Annotated in this window: 19 protein-coding genes and 2 pseudogenes; 7 read left to right on the forward strand and 14 right to left on the reverse strand. The window is 52.0% G+C overall.

What is annotated here, in order from left to right; translation table 11 throughout:
• Window positions 1–12: 12 nt before the first annotated feature.
• From NMUL_RS15870 to NMUL_RS00800, 6 genes are all read right to left on the reverse strand, one after another.
• Complete coding sequence (locus tag NMUL_RS15870) at window positions 13–693, reverse strand: hypothetical protein (protein WP_011379511.1); 681 nt, start codon at window positions 691–693, stop codon at window positions 13–15.
• 61 nt (window positions 694–754) lie between these two features.
• Window positions 755–1,174, reverse strand: coding sequence for a hypothetical protein (locus NMUL_RS00775; protein WP_011379512.1), 420 nt, complete (start codon window positions 1,172–1,174; stop codon window positions 755–757).
• 526 nt (window positions 1,175–1,700) lie between these two features.
• Window positions 1,701–2,180: a DUF2127 domain-containing protein gene (locus tag NMUL_RS00780; protein WP_011379513.1), complete on the reverse strand. Its 480-nt coding sequence runs from the start codon at window positions 2,178–2,180 to the stop codon at window positions 1,701–1,703.
• 390 nt (window positions 2,181–2,570) lie between these two features.
• The gene (locus tag NMUL_RS00790; RefSeq protein ID WP_011379514.1) at window positions 2,571–5,009 is read right to left on the reverse strand and encodes a spermine/spermidine synthase domain-containing protein; all 2,439 of its coding nucleotides are present in this window, start codon (window positions 5,007–5,009) and stop codon (window positions 2,571–2,573) included.
• Between the two features lie 5 nt (window positions 5,010–5,014).
• Window positions 5,015–5,725, reverse strand: a complete 711-nt coding sequence (locus NMUL_RS00795; RefSeq protein ID WP_011379515.1) for a protein-L-isoaspartate(D-aspartate) O-methyltransferase — start codon at window positions 5,723–5,725, stop codon at window positions 5,015–5,017.
• Between the two features lie 182 nt (window positions 5,726–5,907).
• Entirely contained in the window at window positions 5,908–6,360 is a 453-nt protein-coding gene (locus NMUL_RS00800) for a hypothetical protein (RefSeq protein ID WP_074775508.1), read from the reverse strand.
• Between the two features lie 328 nt (window positions 6,361–6,688).
• On the opposite strand from NMUL_RS00800, the gene NMUL_RS00805 reads away from it, so the two are divergent.
• Window positions 6,689–7,105, forward strand: coding sequence for a hypothetical protein (locus NMUL_RS00805; protein WP_011379517.1), 417 nt, complete (start codon window positions 6,689–6,691; stop codon window positions 7,103–7,105).
• Window positions 7,106–7,173: 68 nt separating this feature from the next.
• Entirely contained in the window at window positions 7,174–7,821 is a 648-nt protein-coding gene (locus tag NMUL_RS00810) for a glycine zipper family protein (protein WP_011379518.1), read from the forward strand.
• Window positions 7,822–7,844: 23 nt separating this feature from the next.
• On the opposite strand, the pseudogene NMUL_RS16235 reads toward NMUL_RS00810, so the two are convergent.
• Window positions 7,845–8,187, reverse strand: a pseudogene (locus NMUL_RS16235) (IS481 family transposase); the annotation flags it as partial.
• Window positions 8,188–8,250: 63 nt separating this feature from the next.
• On the opposite strand from NMUL_RS16235, the gene NMUL_RS16565 reads away from it, so the two are divergent.
• Window positions 8,251–8,664 (forward strand): surface-adhesin E family protein, encoded by a 414-nt coding sequence (locus tag NMUL_RS16565; protein WP_419185222.1) that lies wholly within the window; start codon window positions 8,251–8,253, stop codon window positions 8,662–8,664.
• A gap of 117 nt (window positions 8,665–8,781) precedes the next feature.
• A complete protein-coding gene (locus tag NMUL_RS00820; protein WP_238529841.1) occupies window positions 8,782–9,372 on the forward strand; it encodes a thermonuclease family protein in 591 nt (196 codons plus the stop codon).
• A gap of 740 nt (window positions 9,373–10,112) precedes the next feature.
• On the opposite strand, the gene pepA is transcribed toward NMUL_RS00820, so the two are convergent.
• Complete coding sequence (gene pepA / locus NMUL_RS00830) at window positions 10,113–10,952, reverse strand: flocculation-associated PEP-CTERM protein PepA (protein WP_011379521.1); 840 nt, start codon at window positions 10,950–10,952, stop codon at window positions 10,113–10,115.
• 857 nt (window positions 10,953–11,809) lie between these two features.
• Entirely contained in the window at window positions 11,810–12,265 is a 456-nt protein-coding gene (locus NMUL_RS00835) for a hypothetical protein (protein WP_011379522.1), read from the reverse strand.
• 1,214 nt (window positions 12,266–13,479) lie between these two features.
• On the opposite strand from NMUL_RS00835, the gene NMUL_RS00840 reads away from it, so the two are divergent.
• Window positions 13,480–13,803: a hypothetical protein gene (locus tag NMUL_RS00840; protein WP_011379523.1), complete on the forward strand. Its 324-nt coding sequence runs from the start codon at window positions 13,480–13,482 to the stop codon at window positions 13,801–13,803.
• Between the two features lie 287 nt (window positions 13,804–14,090).
• Here NMUL_RS00840 and NMUL_RS14765 read toward each other — a convergent pair.
• A pseudogene (locus NMUL_RS14765) lies at window positions 14,091–14,641 on the reverse strand (aminoglycoside adenylyltransferase family protein); the annotation flags it as partial.
• Window positions 14,642–14,934: 293 nt separating this feature from the next.
• Between NMUL_RS14765 and NMUL_RS00850 the strand changes: the two are divergent.
• Window positions 14,935–15,288, forward strand: coding sequence for a hypothetical protein (locus NMUL_RS00850; RefSeq protein ID WP_011379525.1), 354 nt, complete (start codon window positions 14,935–14,937; stop codon window positions 15,286–15,288).
• Window positions 15,289–15,344: 56 nt separating this feature from the next.
• On the opposite strand, the gene NMUL_RS00855 is transcribed toward NMUL_RS00850, so the two are convergent.
• The 4 genes from NMUL_RS00855 to NMUL_RS16245 all read right to left on the reverse strand — a co-directional run bounded on the left by NMUL_RS00855 (window position 15,345) and on the right by NMUL_RS16245 (window position 18,387).
• Window positions 15,345–15,758 (reverse strand): response regulator, encoded by a 414-nt coding sequence (locus NMUL_RS00855; RefSeq protein ID WP_011379526.1) that lies wholly within the window; start codon window positions 15,756–15,758, stop codon window positions 15,345–15,347.
• Window positions 15,759–16,224: 466 nt separating this feature from the next.
• Window positions 16,225–17,127: a patatin-like phospholipase RssA gene (rssA, locus tag NMUL_RS00860; protein ID WP_011379527.1), complete on the reverse strand. Its 903-nt coding sequence runs from the start codon at window positions 17,125–17,127 to the stop codon at window positions 16,225–16,227.
• A 619-nt stretch (window positions 17,128–17,746) separates the two neighbouring features.
• Window positions 17,747–17,986 carry a response regulator transcription factor gene (locus NMUL_RS16240; protein ID WP_011379528.1) on the reverse strand — a complete coding sequence of 80 codons (240 nt, stop codon included), beginning with the start codon at window positions 17,984–17,986 and terminating at the stop codon, window positions 17,747–17,749.
• A gap of 20 nt (window positions 17,987–18,006) precedes the next feature.
• Window positions 18,007–18,387 (reverse strand): hypothetical protein, encoded by a 381-nt coding sequence (locus NMUL_RS16245; protein ID WP_011379529.1) that lies wholly within the window; start codon window positions 18,385–18,387, stop codon window positions 18,007–18,009.
• A gap of 389 nt (window positions 18,388–18,776) precedes the next feature.
• Between NMUL_RS16245 and NMUL_RS16250 the strand changes: the two genes are divergently transcribed.
• Window positions 18,777–19,496: a PEP-CTERM sorting domain-containing protein gene (locus NMUL_RS16250; protein WP_011379530.1), complete on the forward strand. Its 720-nt coding sequence runs from the start codon at window positions 18,777–18,779 to the stop codon at window positions 19,494–19,496.
• Window positions 19,497–19,637: the final 141 nt, after the last annotated feature.

Consider the following 19,637-nt stretch of genomic DNA (forward strand, 5'->3'; position numbering starts at 1 on the left):
ACGCAAACGACATTACGGGGGCGGTGGCTGTGGAGCAACTTGTACCCAGTCACCGGGACAATCCTTGACATAAGGATAATAACCTTCCGATTCCCGGCAATAATACCAATAGCCGGATGGGAGCTGAGCCGTATTTTGCGTGTCATTTTGTTCCGGAAGGTTTTGTTGGATGTATACCGGCGGTGCTGCAGGCACGGGCACCGCGATTGGATAAGGATACATGGGCGGATAGGGATAATAAGGCGGCCCATAAGCCAGGGCACCATAACCCAGGCCATATCCTAATCCCAACCCTAGCCCATATCCCCCAAATCCAAATCCCAAGCCGTAACCGTAGCCACGATAGAAACCGCGCGGGCCCCGGTAGTAACCGAATCCGCCCCCGCGATAGCGGCCGACTCCACCGCCTCGGTAATAACCGACTCCTCCGCCAAAATGCTCTCCACCCCCATAATGCATTCCTCCCCCGTGCGCCCATCCCCCACCCCCGATGTGCCCACCGCCTCCAAAATGCATTCCTCCGCCTCCCATATGTCCGCCCCCTCCCATATGTCCGCCCCCTCCTATATGTCCGCCGCCACCAAATACTCCCCCTCCATGTCCTCCCCCGCCACCTCCGCGCGCCCATACTGAAACGCCAGGAATCAACCCAAGCATGAGAAGGACAACGCACATCAATTTAATCTTCTTCATACAGATCTCGGTCCCTATCGGTCCTATCGCGGGCTTGACTTGATCCATATTTCTTTTGGGATTAACGCAACCAGAATCCACCGACTTTCTGGTCCTTCAGGGCCATGAAAATGAGAACGTCATCATTCCCGTCCTTGAATACCACCTTCCAGACATATACGTCGAATCCCTGTTGGCGCAGTGTGGTCAGGAATATCGTGGTGTAGCCTTGCTTGAGGCGCGAGGCGAGGGATTGGTTGATGCTGCTGAGCATCTCCTTTGTCATCCCGGCTTGAAATGCTTCATCTCCTGGCGATACAAAATCGGCCAATGAGTTAGCCAGAATAGCTGACACCATGTTTTTCATGATTGCTTCAATGGGCTGTGGCGCCTGCGCCGATTGCCGCGCTTGCGCCAGCACCACAGAAGAGGTGAATGCAAGAAAAAATATGACAGAAAGGACCAGGCGATTTGCAGAGGACGTCAAAAGAGGCAGATGCATAAGATTCTCCATGGAGAAAAATAGAGGGGCATAGAGAGGGCGTGATAGGCGCCGCTTCCTGTAGTCAGTTCCAGGTAGCCGCTGGAAGTATTTTCTCTGCCGGATTTCTAAGGGTGCAGAGATCGAGAATGAGGGCAATTTCCCTTTACTTTTCCTTTATCCATTTTTCACGTGTCGTTCCATGTATTCCTGCCATGAGGAATCCCCTCAGCAGCACTGGGAAGGTGGCGTGCAATTCCAAAAAACAGGTTAAATTCGGGAAACCCGATAATCTGTGCGGCACCTCACTCAGTGAACCTTTTTAACGTTCGTACGAGTTTTTGAAATTATCTGTCGAGCAATTGCACGTGTCTTTCATGACCGGCAGAGGTTGCCACATCCAATGAATGGAAAGGTTTAATGGAAAAGTCATAGGCATGGCAGAGCGATACATTGACTGTTCCGACCCTTGAAGCGGCACATCGGATACGCCGGGGGGATTGATGCCCTGAGCACATCTCGCCCTGCGCTAAGGTTGAAGCAGCTTTCAGTTCGATGAAGGTGCATTCGCCATCTTCTTACCCCCTGCATGGAACAGGTGGTGGAGCATGAAGGCAACAATTGCCAGATTCAGTGTCAAGGCGCCAAGGCTCAGCCAGGTAACACGCTCATACAATTCGAAAAGCTCAAAAGGCACGTAAATCGCGCCGCTTGCGGCTGCAAACCATTGTGCCCAGCGCCTTGCACGCCAGAGCCCATATGCCTCGATGAATCGTGCCAGCGAGTAGGCGCCCGCTCCAGCCGCAATCAGCAACAAGCGGGTGTTTGTGAGCTGATTGGCCAAATCAATAAAGATGTGGGGATAACGGGAGGCGGGATTCAGGTGAGTGTGCGCCAGCAGGTGCTCGACAGCCTGCTGAATGTCGTGATGTACCAGGGAGAGTAAATCAAATCCCACCAGCAATACCAGGGCACCTTTGGCAGCTTCAAAAACTGCGAGTGTGCGTAATGCACCCGATAATTTCATAAGCGGTAGTGGAATATCGTATCGAGCCAAAGGGGTAGCTCTCTCACCTTGTCAATTTACAGCAACGCAACCTGCCCGGCGAGCCGGGCCTTCAATTTCCGAATCGCGTTAAAATATCTGACTGGCGACGCGGGCTTCAGGGTTCAAGCAGCCGCCAGCGGTTTAATCCAGGAGGCAGTATTCCGCCTTTCCTTTTCCCGTCTGCCCGGTATTACCGATGAAATGGTGAAAGACGCACCTGGGCTCGCATTGGCCAAACGCGAATTAGGGGAGAGGGGGTAAACGGTATTCAGGATAGGCTCGTAGAGGACGAATGCATCTGGCATTGCTTGGGAAGGGCGAACAACGCTTAGCCAGCGCAGATTGCTTAGGTGAGAAAGGAGTTCCAGCCTACTCCGCGACTCCCTCCGGAAACCCTCTCAACGCAAGCGCAGCCAAGCTATAGATGGCTACCGCCAACAGGATCACGAAAGTAAACCCCAGGTGAATAGCCAGTAAAGTGGCGAGTACCGCTCCCACGACGGAGGCGAAACCGTTGATTGCCCAGACCCAGGGGATTGCCTCTCGGGCAGTGAAAGCTAACCTCATCGTTCCCGTGGGAAAGGGCATGCCCATGCAAAACGCAAGCGGCGCGATCAACGCTACCGAAATAGCGATTTTTGCCGGATCGGATAAATGGATCAGCGTATCAAACAGGCTGGGCAGGATAGCGAGATAGAGCAGTGCAAGGACACCTATTGCCATTACTGCAACAGTCAGATGTCCACTCTTCCGGAACCGCTTTTGCAAGCGCCCGGCAAGCCAGCTTCCCACACCGGCAAATGCCAGAAATGCGGACAATACGCCGGCGACCGCATATAACGGATGAGCCAGAAACAGGATAAATTTTTGGATGAACGCGATTTCCATGAACATGAAAGCCAGGCCGATGGCAAGGAAGTACAAAGCGACTTTTGCGGGAGGCAGTGCTCGACGTGCTTTTGAGGCCAGAAGTGGCGCCAGAATGAGAACAACGCTCGCAATGAATGCCTGGATCAGCGTTGCTACCAGCAGTGGATAGCTCCAGTCCAGAAGCGGCATGCCTCCCTGTTCCCGCAAGGCGAACAGTTCGCGCAGGGAATCCCACTTGAAGAAACGGAAAAAAAAAGGCTGATCGTCGGTGGCGGGCTCGATAAAGAATTTATACCGATCGATAAAGGTTTGGCGATCCCCGGCCAGTAACGCGGTTGCTCCCTCGAAGAAATAGGGCTGTGCCAGCACATTGTAGCGATTTGCTTCCTCGGGTCGCATTCCCGGGTAATAGGTTGTGTCGAATGAGCGCTCACGGCAGAATTTCCTGATCGCTTCGATCTCCGCCACCGTGAAATTGCTGTGCTTCACAAGCAGCGTGACCGTTTTCCAGCCCCTTATCATTACAAGGCGCGCTCCTGGATTGTCTACGCCGCTTCGCTCCAGGGCGGTGATCGCTGTCGCGAATAATTTCAGGGCATCCCGTGGTGGGAGAGTCAGCCAGCGCGTAATTGCCAGCACCCCGCCCGGCATTAGCCTTCTCAGATAGGTTTGAAACGCTTCCACGGTATAAAGGTAGCTTTCACTCAGGCCGTACACACCCGCGGCGGCAACACCAAACGAATCCAGCAGGGCGACCTGAATCAGATCGTAACGGCTGCGGGTTGCGTTAACAAAGCCGCGCGCTTCCGCCTCGTGTATATGCACCTGGGGCAATGTGTAAATATCTCCCCCAAAGTCATGGAAGCGCTTCTCGACGAGATCGATGACGTTGCGGTCGAGTTCTACCCCATCGATCCTGATCGCGCCATGGTAGAGGGCCTGCAGAACGTCGCTGCCCGCCCCTGCTCCCAACACCAGCACATGCGGGCCGGCGTGAGGCCGCTGCAGCACATGGTAAGGTAACGCCGAGGTAAGCTGGTCGAGATAGGATAGGGGTTCACGTCGGCCATTAAAGCGCGTCAGCACGGAGGGGCCGTCTCCATCCACGAATATGCCCAGCTGATCCGGCGGTTCTTCCAGCGCATTAAGGCTCATTCCCGGCGCATAACGGAAAGGAACGCGCGGGCTTTCCACGACCGTAATCTGTCCCAATGGACTGGAACGTTCTCCGATCACCTGCGCGCCCGTAATATTCAGGGCTTGACTCAAATCCTTGTAGGGGGAAGGATGCACACGGAACCCCTCGGGGGGGATGGCCAGCAATACCAGGAAAGCCAGCCCGAGAAGGGCAATCCACAGCCACTCGGGTCGTATCCTCATCTCGATTGTGGCGACAGCGGCGGCAAACAGGGCCAGTGCGGCGAGGACGATAAGCAGGTTGTGTGGTGGTGTAAGAAACAGCACGCCGATAACACACATACTGCCTATTCCCGCTCCCATAATATCGAAGGCGTAGATGCGCCCAGCCTGCTGCCCAAAGTGCGACAGGATGAGGCCGATACCTGTTCCCGCGCAGAAGAAGGGCAGCATCATGAGCAGATAAATGGAGAGCAGGTGCGTCAACTGGAATGGATCCCATAGCAGTTCAAGGGGGTTGAACGGGATTTCCTGCGCCAGTAGAAACGCCGCGGGCATGAGAAAAGCGAGGCCAATGGCTGCCGCGAGATAGATAGGGCCTATGTACCCGTTAATTTTTTCTCGTAAGAGTGTGAGAGCGGTGCCACTCGCTCCGTAGCCCAGCATCGCCGCGCTGATGATCATGTAGGCAAAATGGTGCCACAGCACGATGCTGAACAAGCGCGTGAGCAATACCTCATATGCCAGTACGCAGGCGGAGAGCAGTCCGATGGCAATAAAGGGCGGACGTGGCAAGGACATGATGATTAATGTCCGCCTCTGAGAGGAACGAACCGAACCGGGACAATTTGATGGGTGGTAACTGAACCGTCCGGCTGTTTCTCCACCAGCATCAGGTACTGGGTCATGAAAGGTGCGCCCAACGGCACCACCATACGTCCGCCGGGCTTCAGTTGCTTGAGCAGAGGAGGGGGCACATGACTGGCGGCGGCCGTTACCAGGATGGCGTCGAATGGGGCCGCTTCCGGCCAGCCGTAATAACCGTCCCCTATGCGGGTCTTCACATTGTCGTAGCCCAGCGATTGCAATCTTCCTGCAGCCTCGTTTCCCAGGGGTTCGATGATTTCAATTGTATAAACCGTTTTCGCGATCTCCGCCAGGACAGCAGCCTGATAACCCGAGCCCGTCCCGATTTCAAGAACCTTGTCGTCTTTCTTGAGCTTCAGCAGCTCGGTCATCCGCGCAACGATGAGGGGTTGCGAGATCGTCTGTCCATGGCCGATCGGGAGTGGATGATTGCGATACGCAAATATGGAGAGCCAGGCAGGTACGAAGCGATGGCGCTCCACTTTTTCCATTGCCGCTACAACACTTGCTCCGGGAGGGGAATTACCGGATGCGGCAATCACTTCCCTCACCATTTTCTGGCGCAAGGCCTCATATTCCGCAGCTGACAGCGGAATAACACAACCGAAATACATCAATGCGCCGAAAGCGGTCGCAAACTGCCAGTTCATCAGTTCATTAAAGCAAATTTGCGGCAACTTGCTGAAATGCGCCGCCTTACTCGTTGCGGCGCATTGCTTGGACTCAGGGTATGTTCAAGATCGCGCAGGCGGTTCGAGGGTAAGGTTATCCAAAACTGAAAATCTTACCCTACGGAGGTGGGAGCGGGGGGAGTAATCATGGCAATTTTGCGCTATTGCCCAGGTTGAGGCGCAACTTGCAGCCATCCACCCGGGCAGCTTTTCACGTAAGGATAGTAGCCTTCCGGATTCCGGCAGTAATGCCAGTAGTTTGAGGCTTGGGGCTGGGGCGGGGCCTGCACGACGCCCTGCTGGATATAGACAGGGGGAGCAGCGGGAACCGAGACGACAGGGGCATACCCATAGCCTGCCGGAGGATAGCTGTAGGCAGGGGGATACGAGGGACGAGCAGCATAGGAACTCAGGCCATAACCCAGCAGACCCAACCCCAGACCGATTCCAACCCCATAGCCCCAACCTCCACCTCCGCCGTGTCGATGGTGATGATGCCCATGGTGGTGGTGCCCATGATGACCGTGACCATGCCCTCCCCCGGCCCATGCGGGACTCATGGGAGCTGCCATGAACAGCGTGAGTGCAAAGCACCCGAATTTTATTTTTGTCATGAAGATCTCCATTCCAAAGTAGTAATTAACGCAGAGCCAAGCCTCATTATTTCAACCTGCAGAAAATATAACGCGCCACTTTAGAATCGGTTGTCCTGTGGTTACTAAAAATTCACAAAAATTTCACAATATTCTCTCTGACGGTAAACGGAGGAGGTAGTATCGCGTTATTGGATATTGGGTAGTGCAGGAGGAGCAGCCGGAGTCATTCACCAGACAGCCTGTCTTGCAACACTGTACTTAAGTCCAATAGCCATCGTGGCAACACAAGAAGATAATCGCCACGAGTGAGATGTGAATTCGGTTCAAATAATTTCAACAAAAGGAGATGAAGATGCGGATTCTGGCAATATTGTTGGCGGCGGCAATCGCGTATGCAACCCCGGTAGTGGCACGGAACGGCGGCGGGAAGCACGACGGACATCAGGGAGTTGAACATGCAAACGCCGGAGGAACGGCATCCGAGCATATGGGCCAGCACGGCATGGAGAACTCGAACGCGCAGTGGTCAACTGATGCGGCACGCGGGCAGGATCGCGCCGACTGGAGAAACCAGGATGGGCGGGGGAATGGGCATGGAGCGGGCGATGAAGATCAGGCCGGGAAAGGCAAGCATAAAGGTTCTCATGATCATGGAGGCAGCGACAAGGGCAAGAAGGATAAATCCAGTAAGGGATCGAAGGGTCACAATGGTCACGAAGGCCACAAGGGTCACAAGGGCCATGGCAAGGATGCGGATTACTAGGAATTGTCCCCAGGCGGCGGGAAAGACCGGGAGCAACAGCAGAAAAAGACTTTTTGGAAGGAGATGTGATGTCGAACGAAGCGGTTAACTATTGGAAGTTTGCAACGATTGGAATATTGCTGGTGGGCGCAAGCGTTGCATCGACTCTGTTCCTCACGGGGCGGGATTCCGATTCCAAGCCCGAGCTCGCGGCTTCCGCGGCTGAGACTGAGGCAGTTTCCGCTGGCGGCGAGACTCCGGTTTCCGAGGCAGGGAAAAAGCCTCTTGCTTCAGTCCCCGAACCGGCCCCAATCGCCCAAGCTGCCCCTGAGCCTCCAAAGCGCCCCAGAGTAACGCAATCGAACCAGAATGCCGCAGCTGCGGTTCCTCCTTCCCCGTCCTATGCTCCCCCGGCGGCATATCCCCCCCAGCCGGTCCGTTCGTCCTACCCGTCTCAGTCCGTCATGAATGAATGCAACCGCTATGCAAGCGAGCAGGTGAACAGCAAAGCCGAAGAAGTGCTCAAGAACGCAGCGCTCGGCGCAGCGCTAGGGGCGGCTGTAGGTGCTGCAGGTGGAGCGATCGCCGGCGGTGGAAAAGGTGCTGGCAAGGGTGCAGCGATTGGTAGTATAACAGGCGTTGCTGGCGGAACTCTTTATGGTCTCAACGAGACCAAATCCCATGATGGACAGTATCAGGCTGCCTATTCTTCCTGCATGCGCGCCAAGGGGTATTAAGGCCTGAATTGCAATCGTTAAACGAATGCTTCAAGAATGCCGTTGGTCGTCGGATGATTTGCCTGGTCTGTGAGTGCGGGATGGCGTTGAGCGCGAGGTAGAGCTGGTAATCGTGGGTTTCGGGTTTCCCGCAGTACTCAATACTCCCGCTCTGCTCAGCAAAGAAAGGCAGCGCCGATCGTCGAGCAGATCGGCAGTTGTAATGGGCCCCTTGCTGGCATGGTGCTGGGCCGAGCTTGGTCGAGTTTGGCCGAGTTTGGCTTGAGCCACTTGAAGTAGGTATCGATGAGGTCTGCTGATAGAATCTGCTAACGCCCTTGGTCGTGCCTGCATAAAAGTGTCCTGACTGTCAAGATAGCCAGGATGAGTTGAATTAAACCAGAATAACAAGACGTGCGAAGTGGCATGCGCCACACTCAATTGATGACGATGTATTTATTTGGACTGGTTTTGTTAGTTATTTCTGTTTCTTTCCCCCTGGTTTCACGAGGCCAGGATAATACGCTGAACAATCCTCACCCAGGCCCAGGATGGAAAGTTGTGGCGACAACTGACAAGGAGGTCTTTTTTGTCCATATGCCGAGCATCAGGAGGCACGGCAATACTGTGGATGTTTGGGAAATGTCCGACTTTCCTAATACCAGGACTCCTTCCAAGTCGACCAAGTTTCAATATAGGTACGATTGCAAAAATAGATCCTATTACACCCGGCAAAGCACGCACTATTCTCAGTATGGAGGCAGGGGAGATATTATGTCCTCCTCAATAGAGGAAGGACCAGTAACGAAAGTGATAGCCGGTACTATAGGGGAGACACTGCTGGAGCTGGTGTGTAAGAAGTAGTGTCCTCCTACAAGGGGTTATATGGAGTATCAGGAGAATTCGATAAGCCTGCTCCAGGATGAACTTATAGGAAGTGCAGCCTTCGTAAGTGAGTTGCGCTTGAAAGGACACGGCGCGATGAAGAAAAACATTCTTGCGGCACTACTTCTCCCTGCTGAAAGAATGGATCTGCGGCTCAGGCATCTTCCCTTCGAAGCAAGGATGGCCATGGCAATCATTGCGCTCTCAACCCTTGTTGCCTGGCCTCTTTCAGCCGCTGACTCTGCCGATGAAATAATACGGGCAAAAGCAATCAGTATCGTTGATGGTGACTCGATCAGCGTTGTTATAAATCAGGAGCTGGTAAGGGTACGCCTGGCAGGGATAGACGCCCCGGAAGGAACTCAGCCATTTGCTATTGATTCCAGACAATCCCTCCACGACTTATGCTTCTGGGTAGAAGCAGAGCTCAGTTCGATAAGCAAGGATTACTATGGGCGCATGTTGGCAAAGGTCAAGTGTAATGGAGTGAATGTTAACGCCGAGCAGGTACGGCGAGGAATGGCATGGGTAGCAGACCAATCGGTGGGGGAGAGGGAACTCGTTCAGCTTCAGGAAGAAGCGCAGGCTGGAAAGCGAGGATTATGGTCATATGAATCATCCATACCCCCTTGGGAGTGGCATTCGCGGGGATGGTATTCCCAGCGGAGTTGGTCTGGCCCTCGATGAAAAAATGGGGATATAGGAAAGATCAGGAAACGTATCATCCACTGCCTCATACTTTCATCATCAGTTTCGTGAAGAAATACTACTGATACGAACCCTGTCTCCGTTTGAAATTCCATCCAGTGTATTTTCGATAATGCGATCGTCAGGCCTCAAACCTGCCCTGAGTTCGACGAGTTTGCCCAGATCACTGATGATCAGGACAGGTTTCAGTACAACCCTGTCATCAAGCTGTTTCAGATTGTTGAACCCGAACAAGGCCGAATCAAGGAATTATTAATGAGTTTTCCCCTGTTACCGGGGATAGAGCGGGGATAGGTTTGTGGATAAATTCCTTAAGGCTCTGTTTCAGCTGGCTCTGTGGGGGTTGATCAGATTTGTTGCAGCATTGTTTCACCCACCTATGGCAGTATTCTGAAAGAGACCCAAGTTTTCCATTTTCGAGTTGTGCGAAAATCGCTGGATGATAGGCGGTATATATAGTTTGTGAAAGATTAAGAGGGGATGAAGGCGCGCAATGAACCGTCTCATGGGGAGAGGGATGATCCAGGGCTGCGATAATATGGCATCCCATGCGCGCGTCAGTTCTACTGCGAGGGCAGACCTTGTTGCGACTCAATCGGGGTAACTGCTGCGCGGCGGAAACGGCATTCCTCCGCCAACGTCGTGCAGCCACGGTACAACAATGAAAAGACCACCCCGACAGGGGTGGCCCGAAGAGTGAATGCGATAACCCTGTTTGCTCAGGTGCGACGACGGCCCGTGAAGGCAAAACCAAGCAGACCGATACCCATCAGAGCTAAAATGCCGGGTTCAGGCACTTCTGCGGCGGTAAAGCCTTGGGATCCATCGGTTTGGATTACAAAACTCGATGCAGTGTCAGCCCCGGTGGCAACTCCGTTAAATGCTGCCGGCCGCGTATATTCCGGAGCACTCTGGCCGGGGAACTGAAGCGAGGCTTGAAACTGGGTGCCTGACAATGCCGGATTTATATACGTGCTATTAGTGAAGGTGACCGTTCCGAACAGAAAACCGCCGCCCGTGCCGAGTACGGCCGGCCCGGGAATCGCACCGGTTGCAGCGAAGGTGCTGAAACCGCTGTCCCATGTTCCACTCAGTATATTCACCCCGTCGAGAAAGCCCGTCCCGGTGGACTGATCCGCATTAGGACTGGAATCAAGGAAAATTTCCCATGATCCGCTGTTCGTAATGATCTGAATGCTGGAACACCCGTCGTTCTGGCAAATCGCGGTCTGTGTAAGCGTCTGAAAGGTGGTTATTTCGTACGTTCCGGTTTCAGGACCAGGCGACGACACAAATAGATTATTCGTCGGGGAAGTGGTGTTGATGACACCTGCAAAAGCTTGATACGTCAAGGTGAAGGTATCGCTATCACCGGCTTTGCTGGCACCGGTCAGGTCAAACCCCTGAACCCAGCCGCCCCCATTTGAATGCCAGTCGAAGCCTGTAAAATTTTGCAGTACTCCATCTGCGCTGAATGTGTCCAGGGTTGCGGAATATCCAATGGCGGGACCACCCAGCAATACTGCAGCCATTGATAAATTGATGAGTTTTTTATTCACGATTCTTTCCCTCTTGATAGCAATAAAAATAAAAGAAGCTGTTTGTTTCAAATTATATAAAGCAATCTCTATGCCAGCTTTTATATTATTTTATTTTACCAGTAATATCAATTATTTATAAGTTATCGACTCTCTTGCGTCCAGATTGGAATCCCGTGGCGTAAAAAATATCGACGCCGCTCCTGCTTTACAGACCAAGTCTGCCTGCAGACAGGATGAAGATGAGACACTCTGATCATCCCCTTGGCAAATGGCAACACTGAGGAAGGCTGGCAGGTATCGATGCGCCCGAGCGCAAGCAGGGAGGTGGGCAAGGCCATTTCTTCGGAGGCTGTCGATACTGTCATCTTCTACAGCCTGAGATCGGGGTTCCGTGCAAATTGAAGGTGGCCTCAGCGCATGTGCGGAAGCGGGATTCAACGCGAAACCTAATCGGTTTAGGAATTTTGTACAAAAGTTGCAGGAGAGCCGTCCAATTTTTGCAGCGGTAAATGCCGCGGAATCCACGACACCGCCGGCAGGGTAAATGTGTGGCGCTCCAGGTCGGAGCTGATCTTCCTTACCAGATTATGAGGCGGTAGTTTGCCTGCCATTTCTTGCTGGATTGTCGCGAAACGTTTTAGACGTCCAGAGGGAGACTCTAAAGGCGGCTGCTGCGGGAGGTGTATCTGGAGCCCGCCGTTCTTGCACCTGCTCAATTTGAATCAGTCTTCCACTCCGTTAGAGCATATAGGTTAACCGCTTCGACTCACACTTCAGGAGCGGACTTACTATTTTGCTGCACTGGCGGCAGACTGCTAAGCATGAAATTGATCGGGTTTGTTTCCCCACTCCTATTATCATCCCTTGCCTTGATTTCAATGGCCTCGGCCTACGTGTTGCCTCAAGCAATCAATTATCCGTTGTTTGTTATTGGCATTCGCCACGCGGACTGCAAGCATCAGGCCAGCCTGCTCATGTGGTATTTTGTTCGCACTTTCGCCCTCGCCGCCTAAACCACCTGCTGTACCTGCAAGTGAACCTGTATAACTCCCTGCGGCAGCCGCTACTGCCCCGGCGGGTTCCCCAGTCACCGGGCTGGTAATACTTGCCGCAATGCCTCTGGAGGCTGCACGGGTTGCCATTCCTTTTGCCGCCCCTTTTGCGCCACCCTGGTCGTTGGTTCTAACCGCATCACGATCCGAATCGAGAGCACCTGGCTGATTGTTAGATAAAATGAAAATATCATTCTTGTTTACAGAATCAGCCAGTGACGCTGCCGCTGCCCTGGCCTCATCGCCTGTTTCAAATCTTACTGTGATAATGTCTTCCATAAATCTCTCCTGAAAATGATGGATTGATGATTTCCAGTCTTCATCGAGTACTTCATTCACACATCATTCAATTCGCCAACGCCACATCGAACTACGGCTTTTCTGCCCCCAGTCTTGTCGATCAACTGATAGCGCGGATTACAGAAGTTATTTTAAGAACGTCGGTTATCCCCATCTGTTCGGTAACTCACCGCGGAGAGAATATATTTTCCTGACCCGATCAGGCCAAGGCAGAATCTTTAGGACACCTAATAATCCTTAAATTAAGATCCGGCCTTAGTGGAGAACTGGGCCGGTCTGGAGAAGTATCGAAGATCCGCAAGACCATCAGATGACGGGGACACTGAATGTCGAGAGTTCCCCCGGAGGCCGTGATCACCCAAGCGGATGTCCCACGGCCTGACGCGCTGTAATGGGAGGCTGCTTTGGCACGTTCTGTTTTACTCTTGGAGCAATTGCCGGTTCGATCCGCAAGATCGATTGCAACTGCCGGAGCCCCGGAATCTGCTTCAACCCGGCCGCACTCAACTATGGGGCACTTTACCCCCGGCGAGAGCTGCAGAGCAGGCTTCCTCATTGCCGATGCCTTCTCGTGCGGCTGGTTACGAGGTGATGGTGCCGTTGAAGAGGAACCAGTCTTTTAGGCTCTTTGCTTAGGGAAGTACTTAACAAATCGCTGGAAAATTGGCTCCGAAGCTACGAGTGTTTAGGGAACCGTAAAAGCATAGGGGGTGCGGACGAAGCTCTGAGGACGTCGCAGACAGCTTTAAGTATGTTTTCCAATATTTCCTCTCGCTCAAACCCGATTCAGCAGGTTTTTGTTTCTTGACCCCCCGTAGACTTCAATCCCGATAATGCCCGCTAATGGTTCCCAGGTGACAAGCACAGTCCTGCGATAGATCAAGGAATTTCCAGCCTTTTCGCCATATCATCTGTTATCGCGCCCTCTACCTGCTCTATTCACAGATTCTCTCCCAGATTGGCTTGGACTTATCCCTCGCTCTTCTAAACATCCTGAGGGTTTGCTGACTCGCCTTACTCATAGGGAACGCATCTTCCTGAAATTCGTTCGTGCGATCCGCTTTTCATGGTTTTTTATGGTAAAAGGCAAAATATAGACTGCAAAACAAAAGAAATTTGTGTAACTGTACGCCTCCCGATTCAAAGGGCTTATTGAACAATAGGGTGGGCAGATTCTGAGGAGTATGTAATTAATGATGAGACGGGCATTTATTCCTGCTGTTATTGCTGTATTCATTACTGGTATTGTCATATTGGGGTTTGCCGCCGCCCTCTATCACAGCCTTTTTTTCTATAAAGCAGATGGAGTTATGTCACGCGAAACCGCAAAACGCTTGGGGCTTCTGAGGGATGACCCCGCTTCATTCCCTGCCGAACTGGCGTTCAGGAAGAGCGAAACCGGTGGGTACTTTTATAGAAAAGGAGGAGGAACTGCCTTCATTGATGAAACAAGCTATACCACTATCGATCTGATTGCTGGATGCGAACGTCTGGGTGGTTGCCAATTGCGGAAGTGAAAAATTTGCTGTGAGAATAGATTTGTTATTAATCCTCACAGGGGGATTCTATATTGCTTCGATAAAGGAAACGCCAGGAAAGGGAAATGAAGGAAGGGAAGGACGAGAAAGAGAAAAGCGAAATTTTGGCTTTGTCCATGAACGAACAACGGATTCTCCTTAGGACAGACGCAAGCACCCTGATTTCAACAAAGGCATTTTCAACCCAGTTTGGATCATATGGAGGTAGTTCGACCTTGAGGAGTGGCCATCCGGTTCCGCTTGCAACGGTGCCTAATATAATGACAGATACTTTCAATCATCGCTTTGCTGTAGGGCACAAATGAGGCCACTTGTTCCGTAGGCTCGGCCAGGTCGTCTCGTGCGGTACCCAGGTAGGCTGCCAGCGCTACCATCAGGACCGCTCGATGCTCATGTGGTAGGCGCTCAAGCAGCCATGAGGCGGCTGCGTCCTTGCGTGCGATTTCACCCGTGGATACGCTAAACCAGATGCGTGCAAGAGCAAGCACAACATTCCGTTCGTCACCTTGCCAGTCAGATTCTTCGTTCCACTGGGCAGCAGTGTCGGAAAGCGCCTTCACAAAGCTTTCCTTCGGGACTGGATCGAACAGCTCTGATGCAGGCATTCCTACCAGGCAGACACTGCGTTGTTTCACCGTGGTTAGCAGAATCGCAAGGTCGTGGTCTGGGACGGCAGACTGGATAATTCCGGTCTCCAGTCGTTCGCGAAGCCATTCACCAACTGGAGCTCACGCTTCGGCGGATATCGCCAGGGAACTACCTCTTCCCGGACGATAACCGTCACTTCGAGTGCACGATAAGTTTCACTGGTTCCAGGCCAAGCTCATATCCCAGCTTGAGTTTTCGTTACTGTTCAAGATTTCGGCACTTTGCCTCGACTGGATAGACCGATCAGGTCAGATGCAACTGGAGTGAGCCCGCGAAACGGAAAAAATCCTACGTTAAGGCACATGATGTTTCCAACTTGTAGTAGCCAAGAGTGCATCTGCAAGGCATGAGGTACGGGAAGGAGTGCTATCGAGCCGTTGCTGACATCGGGAAACTTGAGCGGCAAAGGTTTCACTCAGCCCTTATTGTGGAAGCAGCAGCCGTACAAGAACCTGCAACTACATGCAAACCGATCTGTGGAACGAGGAACTGGAACAGTCCCGTGAACTTCTAAAGAATTTTCTGAAAACCCTGCCGGAAGCAGATCAACAGATTACTCTAATTCGTGTGTTTCTCAGGAGAATCGAATCGTTGGCTACGGGCTCTATCTATAAGATTTTTAGCCGCTGCATCCAATACCTTGGAACAAGTCGGGCCGTTTTCTTTCCCGATGCAATATTTGTTGATGAAATCAGTTTGGCTCATCTTTTCGCCGTCGACTACGATATTGCTTGGATCGTCAACGTAGGGTACTTCCCGCTCGCAGGCCAACACAAATATCCCTGGCAAAAGCCAGATTGGTCTGATCATTTGTAGCTCCTCAGGATTGCGGTACTCTGCTTCGTATTGATCTTAATGAATCCTGCCTCCGATTACGGCATCTGGCTGATAGTCCAATACGTATCGATTGATCGTATGACCTTCACGAATTGCGTGTAGTCGACGGGCTTCCCCATATATCCTGCAGCGCCGAAATTGAAGCCGTTTAGCTTGTCCTGTTGGTCATCGGAAGTGGTCAGCACCACCACGGGAATACGTCTGAGCCTCCCGTCTTTCTTCACTGCCTGCAGGAATTCGAGGCCATTTATGATAGGCATGCTCAAGTCCAGCAAGATGAGACAAGGCTTCTCACTATCCTCATCCCGTAGATAATTTAGCGCATCTTCCCCGTTTTCCCGGTGCACAACCTGATTTGTAACCCCAATTTCCTTGAGGGCGCGGGTAACCTTCATCATGTCCACCTGGTCGTCCTCAACGAGAAGAATAGGTTTGTTAGTGATCCTCACAGGGGATTTCCTATATTGCTTCGATAAGGGAAACGCCAGGAAAGGGGCATGAAGAAGGATGAGAAAGAGAAAAGCGGAAATTGCGACTCCGTCTCCTTTAACTGGACTAATTGCTAGGCATGTTTATGATACCTGCAATTGCCTCAACTGGCACCTGTAATAAGACCAGGTTGGAAAGATATGCGTGGAAACCGGGATCGAATGCTCTCGCCCGATCCTCGGCGGACAGGTAAACGTTCCGGTTCTTGGTCGCCAGCTGGATATCTTCAGTATCCCTTGATAGACCCTCGTTTACGAAAATGCCCTCATGAGTGGTTTACCACTGCCTTAAGGTCGAGTCAGGCTTGAACACTGCATTTTTGCCGCCTTGATCATCGCATTCTCTCCCGTTTTGGGATTGTGTGGCGTTGAGTTGCACTCTCAACTTTGCCCAAGGCAAGCCCTCCGGACGCTCCAATCGGTATGCCTACATTCTGTTGAGATCGGAAAGACTGTGAGCCACCCGCTCCACAGCCTGCTTTCCCTCCTCGATGGCTTCCCTCGCTCGATGAAAATCGAGCAGGCCAAGGTGGGCCAGTCGGGGCGCTATTATGAGGTCGGGAGGTTCGCCCGCCATGCGGCTGCGGTTAATCCGTACCTGCATAATATTGATACTGGAAGCCAGCACGTCCAGCATGGATGGCATCTTGGGTATTTCGGCCGAATGCGCAGGGAGGAGCGCTCCAAGACTCTCCTGTAGCTTGCGTATCCAATCCATAACATCGCCAGCTGATGCGTCGGGAGGAGGCTCGGCGCGCAGATGGCGCCCCAACATATCAAAGCTCAGATCAACTGCGATCACCACATCGGCGCCCATTGCCCGAGCCAGCGATACCGGGACTGGATTGACAAGTCCGCCATCCACCAAAACCGAACCTTCGCACAGCACAGGGGAGAACAGCCCAGGCAGGGCGATGGACGCACGCACTGCCTCAAGGGTCGATCCTTCGCGCAGCCAGACCTCGGCGCCGGTATGCAGCGATGTGGCTACCGCGGCGAAGGGTAGGGCCAGGTCCTGAACAGGTCGATCGGGGAATTTATCTCGAAAGAAGCTCATTAGCCGCTCGCCCTTGAGGAGCCCACTGCCCAGGCTTATATCGATATATGCAATGACCTCCCGAACGCCCAATCCAAGTACCCACTGCTCGAAGCGATCCAGTTCCCCTGCTGCGTAGACGGCGCCTACCAGCGAACCGATAGATGTTCCGCAAACGAGATCTGGCCGAACACCCGCTTGCTCAAGGGCACGGATTACACCGATATGCGCCCAGCCGCGGGCGGAGCCACTGCCCAGCACAAGTCCGACCCGGGGCGCGCGAATCCCGCTCATACGCAATCTCCATGCGGAGGGTGAAGGTGCTGCCGGCACGACTCGATGGTTCCGCAGCGTACCTCAATGTTTTCCCTGTCTATGAAATTCAACATCTGCTATTTCTCAAGCTGATGTGCGAAAAATCCTTCTTCCTTCGGCCCTCCCCAAAAATAACGGAAAGGGTCATAGGCCTGAAAGGGACTGTGGGGTTGATCGGGTTGGATTTCATTTTTATATCCTTTATTGAGAATGAGACTCATAATCTTCTAAAAGAATAAGCACATGCAATAGCATTCTTTAATAGGCGGGGGATTAAGAAGACCATCCTTGAGATACCTGATTGCATATTCACGAAAAAACTCTTTGCTAATTCCTCTTGTTTTTCTCCAGGCTTGCAAATATAATAAGAATCATTATCATTTATCCTCAAAGAAGATAGGTTATCCGTTACCGCTGGTTACTCCTTTTTCCAGCGGTCTTTTAGCCAGCCAGCCCCGCCCGCGGCAAGCCAGCCATATTTTTATTCAGAAACCCGCCCCTTATTCGGGCGGGTTTCATATTGTTTAATTAAAAGATATTCCTGAGATCGATCTTCATCGCGCAGCTGTCATTTTTTCTCAATTAATGAGCCCTGAATCTAAAGCTCACCCGCTAACGGAGGATTATTGGTTTGCGGGAAAAGTGTGTCTGGAGCTCCATTGATGTGCTGTTCAGAACGCATACCCCAAGTTTGGGCGACTTTGGAAGCAGCCTGAGTCCGGTTATAAACACCTAATTTCTGGAAGATATGGTACAGGTGATTCCTTACTGTGAATTCACTGATGGACAGAATGCTGCCTATTTCGGCATTGGTTTTTCCCTTTCCTACCCAGTCCATTATTTCGCTTTCGCGTTCACTTAGCCCATGACCCTTGCCACCGAGTGAATCAGCCGGCGAGCAGAAAGATGAGGAAAGGGCGCGATCCGACGTAGTCTCGTCCAGTGGCGGTAGAGCTTCTGGACCCGAGACGAGAGCTCCGTCGTTTCGAAATATGCGGTTCTGGCACTCGGCAGAGAGGAAACAATATCGTGCTGAATGAAATTCGAGGCAAAATTTCCCCAGGCGACGATCAAGATTTCATGAGGCAGATGATGCTGTATTTCGCCCTGAAGCCATCTCAATAAATCAAGATGGCGGCGCACCCCTAATCCTTCTTGAATAACTCGAAAATAAGAGTGTAGGCGATCCATTGGAATGGATACGCCATGATCAATTTCTCCGGCACTTAATATCTGCATAAATCTGGTTTTCTACCCGGGTGAGAAGTTTTCAAGTGAAAGCTCGGGAAGAGGAAAGCAAGGTTAGGCAGTCTACTCAACCCCATACTCAAGTAAATATTCTTGTTCAATAAGACGAACAAGAAATTCTTTCAAATAAAAATAATTCTCAATACATTAAAAAAATAAGAATCATAATCGTTACCATTAATGAGGAAGTGAAATGCATTTCCTCCTCGGGTAAGTGGCTGCCCATTTGCTCCAGAAAGTCCTGGAAATTCCAGGACTGAAAGAAGAATTTAATAGCTCAAGAGGGAGGGAGGTGATATCTGCGAATCGAGTTGGATCAAAGAATGCCGCAATAAAAATAGATGAACTTCAAAAATTAATAACCTGATTGGAGATAACAAATGAAGTTGAATACGATCCATTTCAAAAAAATAGCTGCTTCCGCGCCATTACTTATACTTACGTTGGCTCTTCTTGCCAATCCAGCACACGCCGTTGACTGGACTGAGATCGGTGATGCAGGGCAACTGCTGAGTACGGCACAAATGCCGACAGGTGATGAAGGCCGATTGAGAAACATTTACGGAACCATTTCGACCAATAATGATGTGGACCTGTTCAGGATCTACATTTCCAATCCCACTACATTCTCTGCGGGTATCAGCTCTACCAGTGGCAACCTTGATTCGGGACTCATTCTGTTTAACGAGGGAGGGTACGCGCTATATGGAAATGATGATGCCATGCTTGGTACGCGTGTCTCAAGCCTGCCGGCAGGCCACGTGAATGGGCCGCAGGGACCGGGCTGGTATAATCTGGCAATATTTGCCCTTGGTACGCCGCCCGTCAGCGGCGATGGTTTTACGCCCGATCACTATATGTTTCCCAATGTAAGCTCTCCTTATACCCAGATCCTTACCCCGACGGGGCCTGGAGGAGCAGCGCCGCTGGCGGGATGGGCACAATTGGACGATACGGTTGCGATCAGCGAGGATTACCGCATAAGACTTTCAGGAGTAACGGTCTCTCCGGTTCCCGAACCGGAAACCTATGCCATGCTGCTTGCCGGCCTGGGATTGATGGGAACGATGATCCGGCGGAGAAAAGGATTTATTGGCTAACAGGCTGATTTCCTATTTTGAATCCCGGCGATCCAGCTTGTATAAGTGAATCCTGGGAATCGGTAATCTTCTGCCGGAAACCTTGTGGATAGCGTTCCATCTACAAGGTTTTTCATTTGGAAGGCCTGTAATGACCCCACT

Origin of the sequence: Nitrosospira multiformis ATCC 25196 (genome assembly GCF_000196355.1) — a bacterium.
GTDB lineage: Bacteria > Pseudomonadota > Gammaproteobacteria > Burkholderiales > Nitrosomonadaceae > Nitrosospira > Nitrosospira multiformis.

Bases quoted from the DNA above. Each gene is read 5' to 3' on its own strand.
- NMUL_RS00795 (WP_011379515.1), bottom strand. From the start codon at position 5,725: ATGAACTGGCAGTTTGCGACCGCTTTCGGCGCATTGATGTATTTCGGT.
- NMUL_RS00800 (WP_074775508.1), bottom strand. From the start codon at position 6,360: ATGACAAAAATAAAATTCGGGTGCTTTGCACTCACGCTGTTCATGGCA.
- NMUL_RS00775 (WP_011379512.1), bottom strand. From the start codon at position 1,174: ATGCATCTGCCTCTTTTGACGTCCTCTGCAAATCGCCTGGTCCTTTCT.
- NMUL_RS16565 (WP_419185222.1), top strand. From the start codon at position 8,251: ATGTATTTATTTGGACTGGTTTTGTTAGTTATTTCTGTTTCTTTCCCC.
- NMUL_RS16245 (WP_011379529.1), bottom strand. From the start codon at position 18,387: ATGCAGATATTAAGTGCCGGAGAAATTGATCATGGCGTATCCATTCCA.
- NMUL_RS00780 (WP_011379513.1), bottom strand. From the start codon at position 2,180: ATGAAATTATCGGGTGCATTACGCACACTCGCAGTTTTTGAAGCTGCC.
- NMUL_RS00810 (WP_011379518.1), top strand. From the start codon at position 7,174: ATGTCGAACGAAGCGGTTAACTATTGGAAGTTTGCAACGATTGGAATA.
- NMUL_RS00790 (WP_011379514.1), bottom strand. From the start codon at position 5,009: ATGTCCTTGCCACGTCCGCCCTTTATTGCCATCGGACTGCTCTCCGCC.
- NMUL_RS16240 (WP_011379528.1), bottom strand. From the start codon at position 17,986: ATGGACTGGGTAGGAAAGGGAAAAACCAATGCCGAAATAGGCAGCATT.
- NMUL_RS00805 (WP_011379517.1), top strand. From the start codon at position 6,689: ATGAAGATGCGGATTCTGGCAATATTGTTGGCGGCGGCAATCGCGTAT.
- NMUL_RS00850 (WP_011379525.1), top strand. From the start codon at position 14,935: ATGCAAACCGATCTGTGGAACGAGGAACTGGAACAGTCCCGTGAACTT.
- NMUL_RS00835 (WP_011379522.1), bottom strand. From the start codon at position 12,265: ATGGAAGACATTATCACAGTAAGATTTGAAACAGGCGATGAGGCCAGG.
- NMUL_RS15870 (WP_011379511.1), bottom strand. From the start codon at position 693: ATGAAGAAGATTAAATTGATGTGCGTTGTCCTTCTCATGCTTGGGTTG.
- NMUL_RS00840 (WP_011379523.1), top strand. From the start codon at position 13,480: ATGATGAGACGGGCATTTATTCCTGCTGTTATTGCTGTATTCATTACT.
- NMUL_RS16250 (WP_011379530.1), top strand. From the start codon at position 18,777: ATGAAGTTGAATACGATCCATTTCAAAAAAATAGCTGCTTCCGCGCCA.
- NMUL_RS00820 (WP_238529841.1), top strand. From the start codon at position 8,782: ATGAAGAAAAACATTCTTGCGGCACTACTTCTCCCTGCTGAAAGAATG.
- rssA (WP_011379527.1), bottom strand. From the start codon at position 17,127: ATGAGCGGGATTCGCGCGCCCCGGGTCGGACTTGTGCTGGGCAGTGGC.